Annotated in this window: 18 protein-coding genes and 1 riboswitch; of the genes, 12 read left to right on the top strand and 6 right to left on the bottom strand. The window is 43.7% G+C overall.

What is annotated here, in order from left to right:
• The first annotated feature begins 234 nt into the window (after positions 1 to 234).
• From MKI85_RS13390 to gluQRS, 6 genes are all read left to right on the top strand, one after another.
• Positions 235 to 1293 (top strand): hypothetical protein, encoded by a 1059-nt coding sequence (locus MKI85_RS13390; RefSeq protein ID WP_241628303.1) that lies wholly within the window; start codon positions 235 to 237, stop codon positions 1291 to 1293.
• 108 nt (positions 1294 to 1401) lie between these two features.
• A riboswitch (TPP riboswitch) is annotated at positions 1402 to 1523 on the top strand.
• 109 nt (positions 1524 to 1632) lie between these two features.
• Positions 1633 to 3528, top strand: coding sequence for a phosphomethylpyrimidine synthase ThiC (gene thiC / locus MKI85_RS13385; RefSeq protein WP_241628301.1), 1896 nt, complete (start codon positions 1633 to 1635; stop codon positions 3526 to 3528).
• A 75-nt stretch (positions 3529 to 3603) separates the two neighbouring features.
• Positions 3604 to 4224 (top strand): NUDIX domain-containing protein, encoded by a 621-nt coding sequence (locus MKI85_RS13380; RefSeq protein ID WP_241628299.1) that lies wholly within the window; start codon positions 3604 to 3606, stop codon positions 4222 to 4224.
• 10 nt (positions 4225 to 4234) lie between these two features.
• Positions 4235 to 5044, top strand: coding sequence for a 3',5'-cyclic-AMP phosphodiesterase (cpdA, locus tag MKI85_RS13375; protein ID WP_241628297.1), 810 nt, complete (start codon positions 4235 to 4237; stop codon positions 5042 to 5044).
• A gap of 211 nt (positions 5045 to 5255) precedes the next feature.
• The gene (gene dksA, locus MKI85_RS13370) at positions 5256 to 5783 is read left to right on the top strand and encodes an RNA polymerase-binding protein DksA (RefSeq protein WP_241628295.1); all 528 of its coding nucleotides are present in this window, start codon (positions 5256 to 5258) and stop codon (positions 5781 to 5783) included.
• Between the two features lie 2 nt (positions 5784 to 5785).
• Positions 5786 to 6706, top strand: a complete 921-nt coding sequence (gluQRS, locus tag MKI85_RS13365) for a tRNA glutamyl-Q(34) synthetase GluQRS (protein ID WP_241628293.1) — start codon at positions 5786 to 5788, stop codon at positions 6704 to 6706.
• A 98-nt stretch (positions 6707 to 6804) separates the two neighbouring features.
• Here gluQRS and ftsW read toward each other — a convergent pair whose 3' ends face one another.
• The 5 genes from ftsW to MKI85_RS13340 all read right to left on the bottom strand — a co-directional run bounded on the left by ftsW (position 6805) and on the right by MKI85_RS13340 (position 11922).
• Positions 6805 to 8001, bottom strand: a complete 1197-nt coding sequence (gene ftsW / locus MKI85_RS13360) for a putative lipid II flippase FtsW (protein ID WP_241628291.1) — start codon at positions 7999 to 8001, stop codon at positions 6805 to 6807.
• A gap of 23 nt (positions 8002 to 8024) precedes the next feature.
• Positions 8025 to 9371 carry a UDP-N-acetylmuramoyl-L-alanine--D-glutamate ligase gene (gene murD, locus MKI85_RS13355; protein ID WP_241628289.1) on the bottom strand — a complete coding sequence of 449 codons (1347 nt, stop codon included), beginning with the start codon at positions 9369 to 9371 and terminating at the stop codon, positions 8025 to 8027.
• A 159-nt stretch (positions 9372 to 9530) separates the two neighbouring features.
• Positions 9531 to 9785, bottom strand: coding sequence for a DUF6587 family protein (locus tag MKI85_RS13350; RefSeq protein WP_241628287.1), 255 nt, complete (start codon positions 9783 to 9785; stop codon positions 9531 to 9533).
• Between the two features lie 20 nt (positions 9786 to 9805).
• Positions 9806 to 11662: a ferrous iron transporter B gene (gene feoB / locus MKI85_RS13345; protein WP_241628285.1), complete on the bottom strand. Its 1857-nt coding sequence runs from the start codon at positions 11660 to 11662 to the stop codon at positions 9806 to 9808.
• Complete coding sequence (locus MKI85_RS13340) at positions 11659 to 11922, bottom strand: FeoA family protein (protein WP_241628336.1); 264 nt, start codon at positions 11920 to 11922, stop codon at positions 11659 to 11661. Before MKI85_RS13340 ends, feoB begins: the two co-directional genes overlap by 4 nt.
• A 171-nt stretch (positions 11923 to 12093) precedes the next feature.
• Between MKI85_RS13340 and xerD the strand changes: the two genes are divergently transcribed.
• The 4 genes from xerD (at position 12094) to thrC (ending at position 16561) form a co-directional block, all read left to right on the top strand.
• Positions 12094 to 13011, top strand: coding sequence for a site-specific tyrosine recombinase XerD (gene xerD, locus MKI85_RS13335; RefSeq protein ID WP_241628284.1), 918 nt, complete (start codon positions 12094 to 12096; stop codon positions 13009 to 13011).
• Positions 13012 to 13119: 108 nt separating this feature from the next.
• On the top strand, positions 13120 to 13935 hold the full coding sequence (locus MKI85_RS13330; RefSeq protein WP_241628282.1) for a DsbC family protein: 816 nt from the start codon (positions 13120 to 13122) through the stop codon (positions 13933 to 13935).
• A 124-nt stretch (positions 13936 to 14059) separates the two neighbouring features.
• A complete protein-coding gene (locus MKI85_RS13325; protein WP_241628281.1) occupies positions 14060 to 15364 on the top strand; it encodes a homoserine dehydrogenase in 1305 nt (434 codons plus the stop codon).
• Between the two features lie 57 nt (positions 15365 to 15421).
• Positions 15422 to 16561 (top strand): threonine synthase, encoded by a 1140-nt coding sequence (gene thrC, locus MKI85_RS13320; protein WP_241628280.1) that lies wholly within the window; start codon positions 15422 to 15424, stop codon positions 16559 to 16561.
• A 180-nt stretch (positions 16562 to 16741) separates the two neighbouring features.
• Here the strand turns inward: thrC and pbpG are convergent, their stop codons facing one another.
• Entirely contained in the window at positions 16742 to 17800 is a 1059-nt protein-coding gene (pbpG, locus tag MKI85_RS13315) for a D-alanyl-D-alanine endopeptidase PBP7/8 (RefSeq protein ID WP_241628279.1), read from the bottom strand.
• A 216-nt stretch (positions 17801 to 18016) separates the two neighbouring features.
• Between pbpG and gacA the strand changes: the two genes are divergently transcribed.
• Together gacA and MKI85_RS13305 are read left to right on the top strand one after the other, a co-directional pair.
• Complete coding sequence (gene gacA, locus MKI85_RS13310; protein WP_100242578.1) at positions 18017 to 18652, top strand: response regulator transcription factor GacA; 636 nt, start codon at positions 18017 to 18019, stop codon at positions 18650 to 18652.
• A gap of 35 nt (positions 18653 to 18687) precedes the next feature.
• Positions 18688 to 20247 carry a sensor histidine kinase gene (locus MKI85_RS13305; RefSeq protein WP_241628278.1) on the top strand — a complete coding sequence of 520 codons (1560 nt, stop codon included), beginning with the start codon at positions 18688 to 18690 and terminating at the stop codon, positions 20245 to 20247.
• The last annotated feature ends 84 nt before the right edge of the window (positions 20248 to 20331 follow it).

Below are 20331 nucleotides of genomic sequence, written 5' to 3'. Positions count from 1 at the left end.
AAGCGTCACTCATGGCATGTTCTGCGCAAGAACCTACACAAACGCAGATAAATTAACGTGATTGCCCCACTTTTGCACGATTTTTTCCACCCTTTTCTATACCTGAAACCCTGCTCTTGGTAACCAAACTCCCTCACAATAGTACAAACCCAACGCATTTTTTAGGCTTAAAATAATGTTTTATCTCTACGCTTCTTTTAGGTTTACGTTCCAACGATTGTGAAATTCAAGTTTATGCTTTCAATTAAACCCTGCTTTGCCTTGTTGTGCAGTATATTTCTCTTTGGTTGCCAACAACCTGAGTCTCCAGAGATTCAAGAACAACCGCCTAAGCAACAACAGCAAGAAGCAGCAGTTGATTTAACTGAAATGTGTAAAAACCTCAAAAAGAATATGTCTGAGATTAATAATCAGCGCACCACCTTTGCTCTAGAAGAAATTAATCAGGATTTAAAAGTCTGCCTACCCCTTTTAAAATTAAATGAACAAAAAGAACTCCTGAAACTGTCTACCCGCATGTACGCCAATTTCTTAGACGTCGAGCGCACTCCGCAACAGCAATTGGCATTCGAGCAATATGCTTTTGACATGGCGCAGCACCCCACCATTCAACAAAGCCACTTTGAGCAATTCTCTTTACGTGACCAATACCTGATTAAACATCAGGGGCAAGCCTATATTGAACTGATTGACCAAGGTGAAGGCATGCTCGCTTACCGCCGCAGCCCGCAATATCTCGCGATTGTCTTTGCTCCCTACATGCCTGAAGCTGAAAAAGCTTTTATCACTGAACTGGCGCAGCAAAACATGCAAGCCCCATTTCTGGATGGTGCCTTGACCATTGACCCACAAGAAATCGTGGCGCGTGCCTTATTCTGGGAAAATTATTTACAACAATACCCACAGAGCAGCTATCGACGTGATGCAGAATATCTGTTGCAGATGTATACCCACTTCTTATTTAAGGGGATGAATAATTCGCCTGTATCCGAAAGCTACAGCGACCAAAATGCAATTCGGAGTAGTAGCCTATTTGAAATTGAAAAACTGGCGAAATTAAAGCAGTCGCATTTTGCATGGCAAGCGCAACGCTTCCTGCAATTTGTAGATTTATCTGAGCAGCAACGCCAAACACAAATTCCGGTAAAACTGACCCCGCAACAAAAACAGTCTGGTCAAAGCAACTTACTCACCTTGAAACAACTGGATCAATTTTTGGGTCTGCCTGAACTCAATCCACGCTCGCCTCGTGACTGTTTCCGCGATGCCATTTGCCTTCCTCCCGCAGCTTAAACCACCTTAATTTTTTTATCGCATTTAGCACAATCTGAATCATTTTTATCCGCAACGAATGTCATGAAATATGCATGGGCATTTATTAGATTGCATGCTACCATTTGCCCTAGCTTGACGGAGCGCGAGTAATACCTCGCTGAGATTGTGTAGTTCTTTAGAACATGAGCACAAGTACCGTTGAACCTGATCAGGTTAACACCTGCGTAGGAATCAAGCGCTCCCTATAAACTGCCGCCCTCCGTCTATCTGGTGAATTTACGACTAGAATTCAAACCAGAAGACCAGCCAAGTTTTGGTCGTGCTTGATTCGTTGATGTCATTCATAAGGATCATGCTATGAACCAATTAACGAATCTTTCCCCTGCTGAAGTTTCAGCTCAACATGAGCAAGATGCAAAAGATTTAACTCGAATTTTACCAGCTTCAAGCAAAGTCTATATTGAAGGTTCACGCCCCGATATTCGTGTTCCTTTCCGTGAAATCAGCCTGACCGATACCCCAACCGGTTTAGGTGGTGAACAGAACCTGCCTTTACGCGTCTATGACACCTCTGGGGTCTATACCGACCCGAATGTTTCGATTGATTTAAATAAAGGCTTACCATGGGTACGCCAAAGTTGGATTGAAGAGCGCGAAGATACCGAAGTCTTAACAGGTTTAACCTCAAAATTTGGACAAGAACGTCTGAAAGACATTCGCACCGCTGAAATTCGTTTTGCCCATATTCAGAACCCGCGTCGTGCCAAAGCAGGCAAAAATGTCACGCAAATGCATTATGCCAAGCAAGGTATTATCACGCCTGAAATGGAATACATCGCAATTCGTGAAAATCAGCGCCAACGTGAAGGCGTCGATATGCGTCAGCATGCAGGGCAAAATTTTGGGGCACAAAACTTACGTGAAATTACCCCAGAGTTTGTGCGTCAAGAAATTGCCGCAGGTCGTGCGATTATTCCAGCCAACATCAACCATCCAGAAATTGAGCCAATGATTATTGGTCGCAACTTCTTGGTCAAAATCAATGCCAACATTGGCAACTCAGCACTGGGTTCAAGCATTGATGAAGAAGTGGCGAAAATGACGTGGGCAACCCGTTGGGGTGCAGACACCATCATGGATTTATCGACAGGCAAAAATATCCATGAAACTCGCGAATGGATTATCCGCAACTCCCCTGTTCCTATTGGAACCGTACCCATTTATCAAGCACTTGAAAAAGTGGATGGCGTAGCTGAGGATTTGACTTGGGAAATCTTTAAAGACACCTTGATTGAACAAGCCGAACAAGGCGTAGATTACTTCACCATTCATGCTGGGGTATTATTACGCTATGTTCCAATGACAGCCAATCGATTGACTGGTATCGTCTCGCGCGGTGGTTCAATCATGGCGCAGTGGTGTTTGGCACATCATCAAGAAAACTTCTTATACACCCATTTCGATGAAATCTGTGAAATCATGAAAGCCTATGACGTGTCTTTCAGCTTAGGTGATGGTTTACGTCCAGGTTGTGTGCAAGATGCCAATGATGAAGCCCAATTTAGCGAACTAAAAACGCTGGGTGAACTGACGCATCGCGCATGGGAACATGATGTACAGGTGATGATTGAAGGTCCAGGTCATGTACCAATGCACATGATTAAAGAAAATATGGATCTACAACTAGAAGTCTGTAAAGAAGCACCATTTTACACTCTTGGTCCTCTCACGACTGACATCGCCCCGGGTTATGACCACATTACCTCTGCGATTGGTGCAGCCATGATTGGCTGGTACGGTACCGCCATGCTTTGCTACGTCACCCCTAAAGAACATTTGGGCTTGCCAAATAAGAAAGATGTTAAAGACGGCATTATCACCTATAAGATTGCCGCACATGCAGCAGACTTGGCGAAGGGACATCCTGGTGCTCAAGCTCGTGACAATGCCTTATCTAAAGCCCGTTTTGAATTCCGTTGGGAAGATCAGTTTAACTTGGCTTTAGACCCAGACACCGCGCGTAGCATGCATGATGAAACCATGCCGAAAGAAGCGCATAAATCTGCACACTTCTGTTCCATGTGCGGACCGAAATTCTGCTCGATGAAAATCACCCAAAATGTGCGAGATTATGCGCAAAATCAAAAAAATGCGTTAGCTTCAGAAGCAATCGATTCAGAAGTAGAATCAGGTCTAGAAGCCATGAAAAATGCCTACCACGAACATGGTCAAAAATTATACCACAAGGTGTAATTGGCTAAAAAAACATTGGTGTTCAGAAAAAACTCCGTTAGGATGAAATAGTCATTTTCATCCTGACCGAGCTTTATGAATATTATTAAACGAGCCACCTATAGCAGCGACGAAGTAGACATTCTTTCTCGAGAATATTTATTTCGCGGCTTTATTCAGGTTGAAAAAGTCAGCCTTCGGCATCGTTTATTTCAGCAAAGCGACTATACCTCTGTCATTCATCGGGAATTAATTCAACGTCCTGAAGCTGCAGGGGTTTTAATTTATAATGATCAACAACAAAAATTTGCTTTAATTGAGCAATTTCGTATTGGCGCAATGGATGATCAAGATTCACCGTGGCAACTGGAAGTGATTGCAGGCGTGCTCGATGGTGATGAATCACCTGAAAGCTGTATCCGCCGCGAAAGCCTAGAAGAATCAGGTTGTGAATTACAACAGTTACAGCATCTATTCAGTTTCTATCCATCTGCAGGTGCTTGTGCAGAACTGTTTCATTTATATAGTGCAGAAGCGATATTACCAGAACAGGGTGGAGTTTTTGGCGTTGCGGACGAAGGCGAAAATATCCAACTGCATATTTTAGATTATGCGGATATATGTAGCCTATTGACCCATGGTCGGCTCAGAAATGCGCCCGTCATCATGGCATTGCAATGGTTAGAACAACATATTAAAACAATAAGGAATGTCTAAGGGGAAGGACATGACTTTGAAACAATCGCTGGACCAGCCACAAAGCTGGACCATCATACAGATTTCAGACACACATTTAATGAATCAGGACGATTTAGAATTTGTGCATATGAATCCTGAACAAAGCTTTCATCGCGTGATGGCACAAATTCAACACGAATATCCACATGCGCATGCTGTGATTCATACGGGTGATTTGGCACAGGTACCTGTGCCTGAGACGTATCAGCGCTATCTGAGCTTTATGCAAGACACTGGCTTTAAGCATTATCAAGTGCCTGGTAACCATGATAGTGAGGAATTTTTTCCATTTCATGACCAGCAAAACAAAGTCCACGCCATTTCCATGGGGAATTGGTGCTTCGTATTGTTAAACAGTGCTGTCAAAGGAAAGATTGATGGCTGGATCGGAACTGAACAATTACAGCAATTGGATCAGATTCTGAATCAACATGCCGAACAACACATCTTGATTGCCTGCCATCATCATCCATTTGAAATGCAGTCACGTTGGATCGATCAACATATCCTAAAAAACACTGAACATCTGACCGATGTCTTAGCCAAGCATAACAATGTGAAACTGGTCCTCTGTGGGCATGTGCATCAAGCTTCGGAAAATCAATGGCATGGCATTCATTTTCTGTCCACTCCTTCGACCTGCGTACAGTTCAAACCACGCAGCGATGATTTTGCGCTGGATGATGAAGCTCCAGGCTATCGTGTCATCCATTTAAAAGCCAATGGCGAGTTCAGTACTCAAGTTCATCGTACACAGCATATACAGAAAAAAATAAATATCGAAATTACAGGGTACTAACTTTTCATTTCATTTTATTTCCATTATGTTATGGCTGCTAAATAAAAGGTGATAGCTTAAATCGAAACATCAAAGACTATCCAGAACTGAAAAAAGTCTATATGATGACGACCCCTGTGGAACAATCTCCGCATGGGCGGTAGATAAAAACACTTGCATATCACCATATTTTTTGCGTATAGATGTACGTATATGATGAGGAATGCCCTATATGGCGAATGACAACCAAACCCAAGTCTTGGATGAACATACAGATGTTGTAGATGAGAAATCTACCAAGCGCGTACGTAAAGCAAAGCCGAAGGCAACAGAAGGTGGTTCTACTGCGAGCTTATTTGGTATTGAACCTTATCAGCCAAAAAAGAATGAAGAATACATGTCTGAAGGGCAGCTTGAGCACTTCCGTCAGATTTTACTGGCATGGAAAGCAGAGCTCATGTCTGAAGTGGATCGTACCCTCAACACCATGCAAGACGAAAATACTGCATTGCCTGACGTGAATGACCGTGCAACGCAAGAAGAAGAATTTGCAATTGAATTAAGAACACGTGACCGTGAACGTAAATTGATTCGTAAAATTGAACAATCCATCGAAGCCATCAAAAATGATGACTACGGTTTCTGCGAAACTTGCGGTATCGAAATTGGTTTACGCCGTTTAGAAGCACGTCCAACAGCGACATTGTGTATTGATTGCAAAACTTTGGCTGAAATCAAAGAGAAGCAAAATAACGGTTAAGCATGTTATTCAATAATCCACCCCTAACCCCTGCTTTAACTAAGGAGGGGGACAACAGGATGGCTTATGTGGGTCGGTTTGCGCCATCGCCAACCGGCCCTTTGCATTTTGGCTCCTTACTGACTGCAGTTGCGAGTTATTGCGATGCCAAGGCGCAACAAGGACAATGGTTGGTTCGGGTCGAAGACACCGATATTCCACGCATCTATCCGGGTAGTGAACAGCATATTTTACAATGCTTAGACGCCTTCCAGCTTTATCCTGATGCTGAGATTATCTTTCAAAAAGATCGCTTAGAACTTTATGAAGCAGTGCTTGAACAATTAAGAACAACCCATCAAGTCTACGCCTGTGCCTGTACCCGTAAAATGCTCGGTTCCAATCATATCTATGCAGGGACTTGCCGTGATTTAGGTCTGGCATTTGAACATCAAGCCATTCGCGTCAAAGTCGAAGATCAGCGCATTTGCTTTCAAGACCGACTGCAAGGTCAACACTGTTCCAATTTAAAAGCGGACTTGGGTGATTTTGTCCTGAAACGTCGCGATGGCATTATTAATTATCAACTCGCCGTTGTGGTGGATGATTATTTGCAAGGTATTAGCCATGTGGTGCGTGGTGCAGATCTACTAGATAATACCGAACGTCAAATCTGGCTGGCGCAGCTGTTGGGTTACCCTATCTTAAATTATATGCACTTACCTTTGGCAATGAATGATCAGGGACAAAAGCTGTCGAAACAAAACCTCGCACAAGCCTTAGACCCGACACAAGCCCCTATATTATTACAACAGGCACTGCACGCTTTGAATCAACCCGAAGTGGATCTAGACAGACCTGAAGTGATGCTGCAACAAGCGGTAGCACAATGGAATTCCGAACTGATTCCACATAGCATCGAATTAGAAGGACACTATCTCTAAGCTTCCATAAAAAACTCCAGTCACAGTGGACTGGAGTTTTTCAAAATGAAAATATTGTTTTGAAGTTGCTACTTAATGACCCAAGCAATCCAACATCATCAGAAGCTCGACTCTTCCTTACTTGGATTAATGTCTTGCGTGGTCGCATCAATTTTCAGGATTAAGCTGATCATCACAGCACACATAATCAACGAAGAACCACCATAACTAATAAACGGTAACGTCAGACCTTTTGTCGGCAACATGCCCATATTCATGCCTGCATTCACCAGAATTTGCAGCAAGAAAATAATGCTGATGCCGTAGGCTAAATAGCCTGCTCGGAGATACTGATTACGTAGCGCACGATGACCGATTTTGATACAACAAACCAACATGCCAAAAGACAACAGCAGCACCACGGTAATACCCATGAAACCAAACTCTTCACCTAATACCGCCAACATAAAGTCGGTATGTGCTTCAGGCAAATACGACATCTTTTGAATGCTATGTCCTAAGCCAACCCCAGCCCATTCACCGCGACCAAACGCCATCAACGCATTGGAAAGCTGATAACCTGCGCCTAGAGGGTCATTCCACGGATTCGAGAAGGACATGAGACGTTCAAAACGATAGGGTTCAAATACAATCAGGAAAAAGAAGGCGATCAAAATTGCACCAAGGGCGATACCGAATTGAATTACGGGGGCACCCGCCAAGAAGAACACTCCCAGCATCATCAATACAATCACCACCGTTGCACCCAAGTCAGGCTCGGCAATAATCAAGCCTACCGTGAGAATCATGATCGCAGCTAGACGTACCAGACCCTTGACGTTATTTCGCACTTCAGCAGCACGACGGACCACATAGTCCGCGGTAAAGATTGCCATCATCACTTTGGCAACCTCTGTGGCTTGCAGGGTAAAGCCTGCAATACGAATCCAACGGGTCGAACCGTTCACTTCTGTCCCGATCACCAGCACCGCGGTAAGCAATGCAATGGTGATCAGCCACAATGGAAAAGTATTATTAAACCATACGTTCAGTGAAACCCGATATGCCAAAAAGGCAGCCACGGCAGCTACCACAATTGAAATGGCATGACGCACGACATAATGGAAAGGGTTTTCCATCATCCGATCTGCATAAGGCATAGACGCCGAAGCCACCATGATAGAACCTAAACACAGCAAAGCAATTACACAGAAAATCAGCACATTTCGTGCAGTAAATTCCGCTGGAATTCTTGGGCTGACACGGTCATAGACTTGCTGCACTTTATTGATCGTTGTCTGAGCTAAACCCGCCATACAACTCTCTCCTTATCATTCTTTTAAGTTAGAGCATTTACACAATCGACAAACTGATGACCACGATCACCATAACTTTTAAACATATCAAAACTTGCACAGGCTGGAGACAATAACACCACATCGTGCGCTTGCGTATGCGCTTGGCACAACTCTACCGCTTCTTTTAGCGTCGCAGCATGCAAGATGGTTGTGGTTCCTGCAATCGCCTGTTCAATCTGGTTGGCATCTTCACCAATCAGTACCGCCAGTTTGCTGTATTTCACCAAAGAATCTTTCAGTGCAGTAAAATCCTGTCCCTTGCCTTGCCCCCCCAAAATAATCGCGACTTTGCCTTGCTGCGCCTCAATTGCCGCGCCTAAACCATCAATTGCCGCCAAGGTTGCGCCAATATTGGTACCTTTCGAGTCGTTATAGTAGCGTACCTGATTCACTTCTTTAACGAATTCGCAGCGATGTTCCAAACCTTTAAAATGCTTCAAAGTGTTCAGCATCGATTCGAGTGGCAAACCAATCGCCTCACCCAAAGCCAAACATGCCAAAGCATTCGCGACATTATGTGTGCCTTGAATATACATCTCAGAGCTTTTTAATAAACGCTCACGACCACGTGCTAACCAAATCGCACCATCACTGTCTCTTAAAATACCGTATTGATTCAGGTCGGGGGCATTCAGACCAAAGCTCTGCATTGGCGTCACATCTGGCACCAAAGGACGGGTTAATGAATCATCACGGTTATACACCACTTTTTTCACGCCTTGGAAAATACGGTGCTTGGCTTGATGATAGCCCCACATATCGCCATGGCGGTCTAAATGGTCTTCACTCATATTGAGTACCACTGCAACCGCAGCGTTCAAGCTTGACGTGGTTTCAAGCTGAAAACTTGATAATTCTAGAATGTAAAGCTCAGGATCATCCTTGGTTAAATCCAGTGCTGGACGTCCTAAATTCCCTCCAACCGCAACTTTTTTCCCCGCTTCTTGAGCCATTAGACCGATCAGTGTGGTTACGGTACTTTTCGCATTTGAGCCTGTAATCGCCACAATCGGTTTATCCGTGGCACGGCGTAAAATTTGAATTTCACTGACGACTGGAATTTGCTGTGCAACAGCGGCCTGAAGTTCTGGAAGTTTGAGATCCAAACCTGGGCTGACAATAATTTCTTCTGCTTGTAATAACAGCTCTTGATCCAACTGACCAAAACTGGTTTGTACCTCCGCAGGAATCTGATCGTGTCCTGGGGGAGCCTCTCGTGAATCTGTTACTGCAACGCGGTAGCCATTTTCATGTAAGAAATTTACTGCTGCAACACCTGAAATTCCCAGCCCTGCAACGACTTTTAATCCACCACGTTGTATTAACATTTTTGCCCCATGTTTTGGTTGATTGGTAAAACTGTCAAAATGTTAGCACTTTGCTGTTTTGAATGCTTTTTCTGTTTTGACTTTCTCTCTGTTTTTTTGTGTCAGCGCGTAAAAAAGCCGTCGAATTTGACGGCTTTTGTGTGATACGAGGAAAATTACTTATTTCCACTTCACTGCTTGAATTTCAGTATTTTTATTTGCACTGGGTGTATCGTCTTGGCTACAGCCACAACCGCCACCACAACCTGCAACTGGTGCTGGTTTTAACCATTTTGAAACCGTATTCCAGCCCTGCTTTTGAGTCAGTACTGCGAGTGCTCCAAAGGTTTTGTTGGCTGTTTTCGGAAAAACTTTCTTAAACACCACCACGGTGCTCCACAGTACCAAGACTGCAACAATCAGAATTTCAACCATGTTCAGAGTCTCCCATCAGATTAACCGAAATAGTGCGAGGCAATTTGATAGGTCAGGAATGACATCAAATACGCCAAGCCAAACAAATATGCCGTCATAAAGCTCACGGTTTTCCATGAACCTGTTTCACGACGTACCGTTGCTAAAGTAGCTAAACAGTGCGGTGCGTAAACAAACCAAACCAGTAATGACAAGCCTGTTGCCAATGACCAACCCAAATCACTGCTGCCACCAATCAATGCTGACAAACCTTGCGACATGGCATCATCATCAACCGCAGATAAGGCATAGACGGTCCCTAACGCAGCCACCACCACTTCACGCGCAGCCATTGCTGGAATCAGTGCAATACAAATTTGCCAGTTAAAGCCTAATGGAGCAAAAATCGGTTGCATCAAATGTCCGAGCATCCCTGCAAAGGAATAGTCAATCTCAGGCATGGTTGCACCGACTGGTGGTTGTGGGAAGGTACACAAGAACCAGAGCAGCACAGATAAGGCAAAGATAATACCCCCGACACGCTTCATAAAGATTTTGGTGCGGTCCAACAAACCAATCCAAACACTTTTCACATCGGGAAAACGGTAGCTTGGCAATTCCATCAACAAGGCATGTTGCGACTTGTCTTTCTGGAAAAATTTCAACACGAACGAGACTGCCAAAGCACTAACAATACCCGCCATATACAGCGCGAACAGCACCAGACCCTGTAAATTGAAAATCCCCCATACGGTTTGCGCAGGGATGAAAGCGGCAATTAACAAGGCATATACTGGCAAACGTGCCGAACAAGTCATCAACGGTGCGACAAAAATCGTGGTTAAACGATCACGTGGGTCACTGATACTACGGGTTGCCATAATGCCGGGTACCGCACAAGCGAAACTGGATAACAATGGAATAAAGGCACGACCACTTAAGCCCGCTTTAAACATTAATTTATCCAATAGGAATGCGGCACGAGGTAAATAACCCGATTCTTCCAACACTAAAATAAAGAAGAACAGGATAATAATCTGCGGCAAGAACACCACTACGCCACCAGCGCCTGCAATAATTCCATCGACCACCAAGCTATTCAGTAAAGGATGGGAAATATAAGCCCCGATCACTTCGCCCAACCAGCCAAATAGGCTTTCAATCCCATCCATAAACGGTGCTGCCCAAGCAAAAACCGCTTGGAAAATGACGAACATCATCACAGCAAGGGTGACTAAACCAAGTACAGGATGTAAGAAAATCTTATCAAGGAAATCAGAACGCTTATCTTCTTGATCAGCGTATTGCACCACGTCATGCAAAATCGTTTCGATTTTTTGATGATGCGAGCCTTTCAAACCACTGAGTTCAGTATGCGGTACGGTATATTTAGCCTGATCTAAAGCATTGAGTAAATTTTCAATGCCTGCATTGCGCACAGCAACGGTTTCTGCCACAGGAATACCCAAACGTTCAGACAGTTTCTGGGTATTGATTTGCATGCCACGACGACGTGCTTCGTCCATCATGTTCAGTACCAACAGAATTGGACGTCCCAATTCGATCATTTCCAGTACCAAACCTAAATGCAGTTTTAAGTTGGTGGCATCCACCACGCATAAAAATGCATCCTGATGACCTTCTTCAGCAATTTTACCTTGTACTACATCACGGGTGATGGCTTCGTCAGGACTGGTCGCATCTAGGCTATAAGTCCCTGGCAAGTCCAAAACACGTACAGGCTTGCCTGAAGGCAAAGAGAACTGCCCCATTTTACGCTCAACCGTTACCCCAGCATAGTTGGCAACTTTCTGACGGGTTCCCGTTAAATGGTTAAATAAAGAGGTTTTACCGCAGTTAGGATTCCCAACAAGGGCAATACGCAACGCATCACTCATGCAGGTGCTCCTTCCATATCGACTTCAATTTTGGCTGCTTCAATTTTTCTTAGTGCGAAACGGGTAAATCCAATCTGAATTAAAATCGGATCGCCACCAAAAATACCTTTAGTCACCACCTGAACCGAAGTCCCAGGTATAAAACCCAAAGTCTCCAAACGGCTGGCCACAAGGTCGGTCTGAGCCGCATCACCATCCACCTGACGTTTGACGTTACGGATGATGGCTGTTTGCTTGACTTTCAAATCAGATAAAAGCACCGCACTAAACCCTATAATATTTTCTGTAGTATACAAGCAAATGAGAATAATTACCAAATAAGGTTTGATTCCAATTCGCATTCACTTTATACCACAAGGTCAATCCAGAAAAATGTCGTAAAATTAGTTAAGATGGTCATTCTAAATCGGTTTCCTGAATCTGAAGCTAAGATGTTAAATAAAAAACCTAGAATCCCCACCCCTGTCCAAATTCCAGAAAATCTCAGCTTTCTTCAGGGTTTCCGTGACTATCTGATTGCCCAAACCGTTAGTCCCCACACGCGCAATGCTTATTTGTCCGATTTAATTCAATGTAGCGAATGTCATGAAAAAATCATGCTGGATTGGCAAAGTGAAGACATTGCGGATGTATTGCTTAACCTGACGCAACAAGGTAAAAGTCCGCGCTCCATCGCTCGTAGCCTGTCCGCCCTACGTTCATTTTTTAAATTTTTAAGAGAACAAAAGCTGCGGAGTGACAATCCAGTTGCCAGTCATCGCACTCCGAAAATTGGACGTGCCTTACCTAAAGATCTTTCAGAACAAGATGTTGAAGCCCTGATTCTTGCTCCAGATACCAATACCGCTTTGGGCTTACGTGATCGTGCCATGTTTGAAGTCTTGTATGCCTGCGGTCTACGTGTATCAGAATTGTTAAATTTACGTTTAGAACTGATCAATTTAAAACAAGGCTACTTAAGGATTGTCGGTAAAGGTAATAAAGAACGCTTGGTTCCCTTAGGACAAGTCGCTTGCCAGTGGATTGAAAGATATTTGGCACAAGCCCGACCGAGTCTGTATAAATCGGCAACTGACTATGTGTTCCTCACCCAGCAGGGCGGCATCATGAGTCGGCAAAACTTCTGGTATGCAATTAAACGTTATGCCCTACAGGCAGGGATTCAAGCTGAACTTTCCCCGCATACTTTACGGCATGCTTTTGCCACCCATCTACTCAATCACGGAGCTGATTTACGCGTGGTACAAGTGTTATTGGGGCATAGCGATTTATCGACCACGCAAATTTATACCCATGTGGCACAAGTCCGTATGCAGCAATTACATGCTGAGTTTCATCCACGTGCTTAAATAAAGTTAGATTCGCTTCACAATAGTGTCCACCAAGAAATACAACGCACGAAAGATTTTTTTGCTATGCTAGCGTCCAGTTTCTATACCTAAAAGAAAGGGTTGTATATGTCATTTACCCGCACAAAATTATTTATTGCATGTACCTTGGCAGGCAGTTTAGCCCTCACGGCATGTTCCAATTCAAATAATGATGACAAAAAGCAAAACACCTTAACGGCGAGTGCCCCTGCAACAGGTGAAGCCTCTAATCTTTCCGAGCGTAATGCACAGCAGCGTTTAATCAAAACGCTGGAACAACATTTTAAAACTGCGGGTCTTAATGCCAAAATTATCGATGTAAAAGCCACTGAAGTTCCAAACCTCTATTGGATCAATCTAGAAGGCATGAGCTCGGTTTATGCCACTAGCGATGGTAAGTTCCTGATTCAAGGCGATGTCATCCGTTTAGGTGACAAACAACTGCATAATGTCAGCGACAATCTACAAGCAGCAGCCAATAAAAAACATTTAGCCAGCCTAAAAACAGAAGATCTCTTGGTCTATCCTGCCCAAGGCAAAACCAAACATGTGATTTACGTCTTTACCGATGCCAGCTGTCCGTATTGCCACAAACTACATGAGCATATTCCTGAAATTACCGCCAAAGGTATTGAAGTTCGTTACATTGCATGGCCACGTGGCGAACAATTCATGCCTGCAATGGAAAGCGTATGGTGCAGTGCAGACCGCCATGCCGCATTTGACCAAGCCATCGCAGGTGCGCAATTGCCGCCAGCCACATGTAAAAATCCAGTCCGTGAGCAATATCAACTCGGTCTGAATATGGGCGTGAACGGTACACCTGCAATTTACAATACTGAGGGGGTTTACCTCGGTGGATACCTCAGTCCTGAAGAATTAGACAAGCGCTTAAATAACTAATTTTTATTTGTTATTTTACTATTAGTTATAGGTAGAGATTATCTTCGCTCTACCCTAGAGTCTGAGCGTTTTTTTAGCTATGATCTAGACTCGCGTAAAATTGAAGAAATATATGGAGTGTGACGTGAAACCAGTTCGTCTGGCAATCCTCGGTCTTGGTACTGTGGGTGGTGGTGCCCTTAAACTACTAAAAGAAAACGCTGCTGAGATCAAACGTCGCACCGGTCGAGGAATTGAAATTACCCACGTGGGTACCCGTCGTCCTCGCCCTGACCTTGATCTTCCAGATTCAATCAAACAAAGTGCCGACCTGATGGACATCGTACGTCAACCAGATGTTGATGTCGTTGTTGAATTAATGGGTGGTATTCATCCTGCCTATGACGTGATCATGGAAGCCATTAAACATGGCAAACAAGTGGTTACTGCAAACAAAGCCCTGCTTGCCGAACATGGCAATGAATTATTCAAAGCAGCTGAAGACAATGCCGTACAAATCGCCTATGAAGCTGCGGTTGCTGGCGGTATTCCAATTATTAAAGTAATCCGTGAAGGTCTGGCTGCCAACAAAATTGACTGGTTGGCAGGCATTATTAACGGTACAGGTAATTTCATTCTGACTGAAATGCGTGACAAAGGTCGTGCCTTTGAGGATGTTCTACAAGAAGCGCAAGAATTGGGTTATGCCGAAGCCGATCCAACCTTTGACGTTGAAGGCATTGATGCTGCACATAAACTCACGATTTTAGCCTCTTGTGCATTTGGTATTCCTTTACAGTTTGACAAGGTTTATACCGAAGGTATCAGCAAAGTCACAGCACAAGATGTGAAATATGCTGAAGAACTCGGTTTCCGCATTAAACATTTAGGTATTGCGCGCCGCACTGAAAAAGGCATTGAACTCCGTGTTCATCCAACCTTAATTCCTGCGGAAGAGCTGATTGCCAATGTTAATGGTGTAAAAAATGCCGTTCTGGTTCAAGCCAATGCCGTAGGTCCGACGTTGTATTATGGCGCGGGTGCTGGCGCAGGTCCGACTGCATCTGCCGTTGTTGCCGATGTCATTGATATCGTACGTGATATCTCTTATACCGAAGATGGTGCAGGCACCATTCCTCAGTTAGCCTTTGAAGCATTAACCGATATGCCAATCCTCAGTCGTGAAGAAATGACCACGGGATACTACATTCGCGTAAATGCTGAAGACCAAACGGGTGTTCTTGCAGATGTTACGACCATTCTGAGTCGTGAAGGCATCAGCATTGACGCCATCATGCAGCAGTCACGCTTAAAAGACCTGATTCCTATCGTGATTCTGACCGATCCAGTGGTTGAATCAAAGATGGATGAAGCGTTACAGCAAATCCAAGCCTTGCCAGCTATTCATGGCGAAATTGTGCGAATTCGTTTAGAATCGCTTGATAATTAATCGGGTCAAGGGGGCGATTCCCCCTTGCCAAGCTCTACCCATAATTGGAACATCATCATGTCGAATGCCAATCGTTATACTGGTTTAGTTGACCGTTATCGTGACCGTTTACCAGTGTCTGCTACTACTCGTGGAATCTCTTTAGGCGAAGGTAATACCCCGCTGATTAAGTTGGAGAATATTCCACGTATTATTGGTAAAGATGTTGAAATTTATGTGAAGTACGAAGGCTTGAACCCGACAGGTTCATTCAAAGACCGCGGCATGACCATGGCTGTGACCAAAGCGGTTGAAGAGGGTTCAAAAGCAATTATCTGTGCATCTACAGGTAACACTTCTGCCGCTGCAGCAGCATATGCCGCGCGTGCGGGCATCAAAGCATTTGTGCTCATTCCTGAGGGCAAAATTGCCATGGGTAAAATGGCTCAAGCAATGATGTACGGTGCAATCACGATGCAAATTCGTGGAAACTTTGACGATGGTATGCGCCTAGTTAAAGAAGTTGCCGATCAAGCGCCTGTGACAATTGTAAACTCGATTAATCCATACCGTTTACAAGGTCAAAAAACCATTGCTTATGAAATCGTTGAAGCTTTAGGTCGTGCGCCAGACTATCACTGCCTACCTGTAGGTAATGCAGGAAACATCACTGCGCACTGGATGGGTTATACCGAGGCTGTTGCCAACCAACCTGCTGATCAGTTTGAACAAGTGGTTTATGATGCTGCAACAGACCAATTCACCGGCCCTAAACCTGAAGGCTTACCAACCATGGTGGGTTATCAAGCTTCGGGTGCTGCTCCGTTCTTACGCGGTGCGCCAGTTGAACAGCCTGAAACCGTTGCAACTGCGATTCGTATTGGTAACCCACAAAGCTGGAATCATGCTAAAGCAGTCGTACGTGACTCTAAAGGTTGGTTCGATGAGCTACAAGATGCTGAAATCTTAGAAGCACAACGTTTACTTTCTATGTATGAAGGCGTATTTGTTGAACCTGCATCTGCTGCTTCGATTGGTGGTGCAATCCGTGACATTAAAGCAGGTAAAATTGCTGAAGGTTCTGTGATTGTCTGCACCGTAACAGGTAATGGCTTAAAAGATCCAGATACAGCTATCAAGCAATGTGCGGATGCGGTAATGTTGTCTATTGATGCAACCATGTCGCAAGTAAAAGACTCTATTCTTTCAAATATGTAAGCCTAGAAGCACATTGCATTCCAAAACCAGTTGCTCGCAACTGGTTTTTTTATTGCCTTAAGCAATGCGTCTTAAGTGCTATAGACCCAGTAAAGTCCTCACCCTATTTTCTTCAATGCTCGCCATAAAAAAACTCTTCCTAAAGAAGAGTTTTTTCTGAATCTAGGAATGAATTAAAATTTAGATGCGTTTTGGTAATTGGCTTGCCCAAGTCATTAAACTCGTCGCATCATTATTACGATTTTGTGTCGAACTTGCACCGAGAATTACCACAACCGCAGGGCGTGAGTTCAAGGTGGTATGCATTACGACACAACGCCCTGCCTCATTGATATAACCTGTTTTAGACAGGTTGATATTCCAACCGCCATTACGGACTAAAGCATTGGTATTGTTTGATTTTAGGACGCGATATCCCAAGTTAAAATCATAACTTGCTGTCGTTGAAAACTGACGAATTAAACCATACTGTGATGCAGTACTAACCAAGATACCCAAGTCACGTGCTGAAGCTACATTGTGTGGGTCTAAACCTGTAGACTCAACATAATGGGTTGAGTTCATGCCTAACGCACGCGCTTTGGCATTCATTGCAGCAATAAAAGCACTACGTCCTCCTGGATACGTTCGCGCTAACGCTGCCGCTGCTGGATTTTCTGATTTCATTAAAGCAAAAAGCAACGCTTCAGCACGGTTCATGCTATCGCCCGCACGTAAGGTCGAACTTGAGTTTTTACCGCCCGCCCCTGCAAAATCAATCGACTGTAATGTAATTTCTTCTGTCATGTCTAAACGTGCATCAGCAATCACAACCGCGGTCATTAATTTGGTAATAGATGCGATCGGTAAAGCGGTATTGGTATTTTTACTATAGAGTACTTCACCTGTTTGTGCATCCATGACCAGCGCGGCACGGGCACTTACAGAAGGTTGGCTAATATAGCCTGCAGAGGTATCAATAATGTGAACCGTTTTTGGTGCAGAATAGGTGGGTACCCCATTTGAACTGCGAACCGTGGTGGTCACTTTGGTTGAACCCTGCGGAGATATTTCCTCGCCGAGCGCAGAAACATCACTATTTAATAATTGACTTGCTTCCTCTGAAGACCAGCTCATCGAAGCCTGACCTGTACTCCCCGAGGAAGGATTAATGACGAGTTCAGCAAAGCTTGTTGAACTCAGGCTGAGTAGAATGGACATACTCAACACATGCATGAATGACTTCTTAGAATTTTTCACAATCGTTTACTCAACTCAGGGAGGTAAGATACATTTGCGTATTACCTCAAATATGCCTTACATTTACACAGTAACGGGAATTTTTGATTCACGATATTGTGCAAAACTTTTAATTTCGGAATAAGAATAGGATTGCTAATTTTGTCGTTTCATTGCAAGCTTATTTTGCTTTATGTAACAAAAATTATGTAATTTTTTAGCCAGAGGGAGAAATCGGTGATTACAGTTTTAGTGGTAGATGACCATGAATTAGTCCGTACTGGTATTTGTCGAATGCTAGAAGACCATGCAGATGTTCAAGTGATTGGTCAAGCGGAATCTGGTGAGGAAGCCATCAATCTGGTTCGCCAACATCACCCCAATGTTGTATTACTCGATGTCAATATGCCTGGCATTGGTGGTGTCGAAACCACACGCCGTTTATTACAAACCGCACCCGAAACCAAAGTTTTGGCGGTGAGCGGTTTAGCAGAAGAACCTTACCCTTCTTTACTCCTCAAAGCAGGTGCCAAAGGCTATATCACCAAAGGTGCCCCAGTCAGTGAGATGGTGCGTGCCATCAACAAAGTCATGCAAGGTGGCAAGTACTTCAGTGCAGACATTGCTGAACAGTTAGCTAGCTCGTATTTATCTGATACACAGCAGTCCCCTTTTGACTCACTATCTGAGCGAGAAATGCAAGTGGCAATGATGGTGGTGAACTGTATCAGCGCACAGGAAATTGCCGACAAGCTCTTTGTCAGCGTAAAAACGGTGAACACCTATCGTTACCGCATCTTTGAAAAACTCAATATCGATAGCGATGTCAAACTCACCCATTTAGCGATTCGTTACGGTCTCATCAAACCTTAATTACCATTATTTAAATCTCATCATCGGTTTGCAGCATGCAACATTCCCAATATTTCGAATTAAATCAATACTTTTTTGGGATCTGGTATGCCGCCTACCGCTTACTGATTACCAGCTGCCTGGTCTTAATTTTTATTTTGACCCAAGATGAGCTGGCCAGCAATTATGAATATCCCCAACTGTATTTCTATGGACTGTTGGGTTATTTTTTCATTAACTGTGTTCAGTTCTTTAATCTCAAACATTTTAAACAGCATATTCCACAGCAATTTGCTTTTATTTTCATTGTCGATGTCATCGCTTTAAGTTTACTGACGTTTGCCACCAATGGGCCAAGTTTAAGTATCAGCGTCTTATTTTTAACGACCATTTTTGCAGCTTCATTGCTTCTGAGTAAACAAAAAGCTTTAGCCATCACGCTTATTGCAATAATTGCTGTCATTTATCAACAGTTTGTTATCAGCTTTCTGACCCTGCATTCACTCCAAAATCTCAGCAATAGCGTTATTTTGGCGGTGCTGTTTATCGTTTTTTATATTTGCGGGCAAATTGCAGTTCGACGTTTTCAATTATTGGATCATGTCAATTTCTCACAATCGCAAGAACTAAAACGGCTTCAAAACATCAACCGTTATATTCTGGAGCAGATTGAAACTGGCTATCTGGTGCTGGATGAAAATTGCCATATCGTATTAAGCAACCCCGCAGCCTGTGCGCTATTAGGCATTTCCCCTTTCTATGCCTTTGATAAGTATCCACTATATAAGCTACAGCCCGATTTATTTGAATTACTCAATTTTGATCAAGTCCAAAATGGGGAAAAATTTCAATTTGAGTCGCAGCTTAGCCATTATCATTTACATATTGAAGTGCAAAAACTGATTGTCCCGCAGCAGATTCTTACGCTGCTGGTCATCCAAGACGGGCAAAAGATCAATCAACAGGTGCAACAATTGAAACTGGCGGCATTAGGGCAATTGTCTGCCAGTATTGCCCATGAAATCCGCAATCCTTTAGCTGCGATTGTACAAGCCAATGAACTACTGCCCAACAGCACCACTGAACAACAACACACGCTGAGTCAGATGATTAATAAACAGACGCAGCGGATTGATAAAATTGTACAAGACACCTTAAGTATGGTGCGCAATAAGGGCACCCAACCGATTGATATTCAACTGGATCGGTTTATCCCGCTATTTATTCAAGAAGATTTACCTGATCTTAAAACTAAAATTGTCTGTCATATTGCACCGCAGCTAAACTTGAGCTTCGATGAAGCACAATTTCGACAAGTCTTAATTAATTTAATTCGTAATGCGATCCGACATAATTCACCTGAACACAGTACAATAGAGCTGCACTGCTATACGCAGAACAACAATATTCACATAGATGTGTGCGATTTTGGGGAAGGTGTGGCCATTCATGATCAAGCCCGCCTATTTCAACCGTTCTTTAGTACAGAAATTTCGGGAACTGGTTTAGGATTATATTTATCGCATAGCTTCTGTGAGGCCAATCAGGCGCTTTTAAGCTATGTAGAACAACAACAGGGAGCATGCTTTCGGATTGAATGCCGACAGCTGACTTAATGATTTCAATTTTTACTGGGGTGATAAGGTGGCGCAACAACCACTCGTTTTATTTGTAGATGACGAAGAAGATTTATGTACGCT

This window comes from Acinetobacter zhairuonensis (assembly GCF_022601715.1).
Taxonomy (GTDB): Bacteria; Pseudomonadota; Gammaproteobacteria; order Pseudomonadales; family Moraxellaceae; genus Acinetobacter.
Note: the sequence above shows the minus strand (reverse complement) of the source record. Positions and strands in the feature narration are given on the sequence as shown.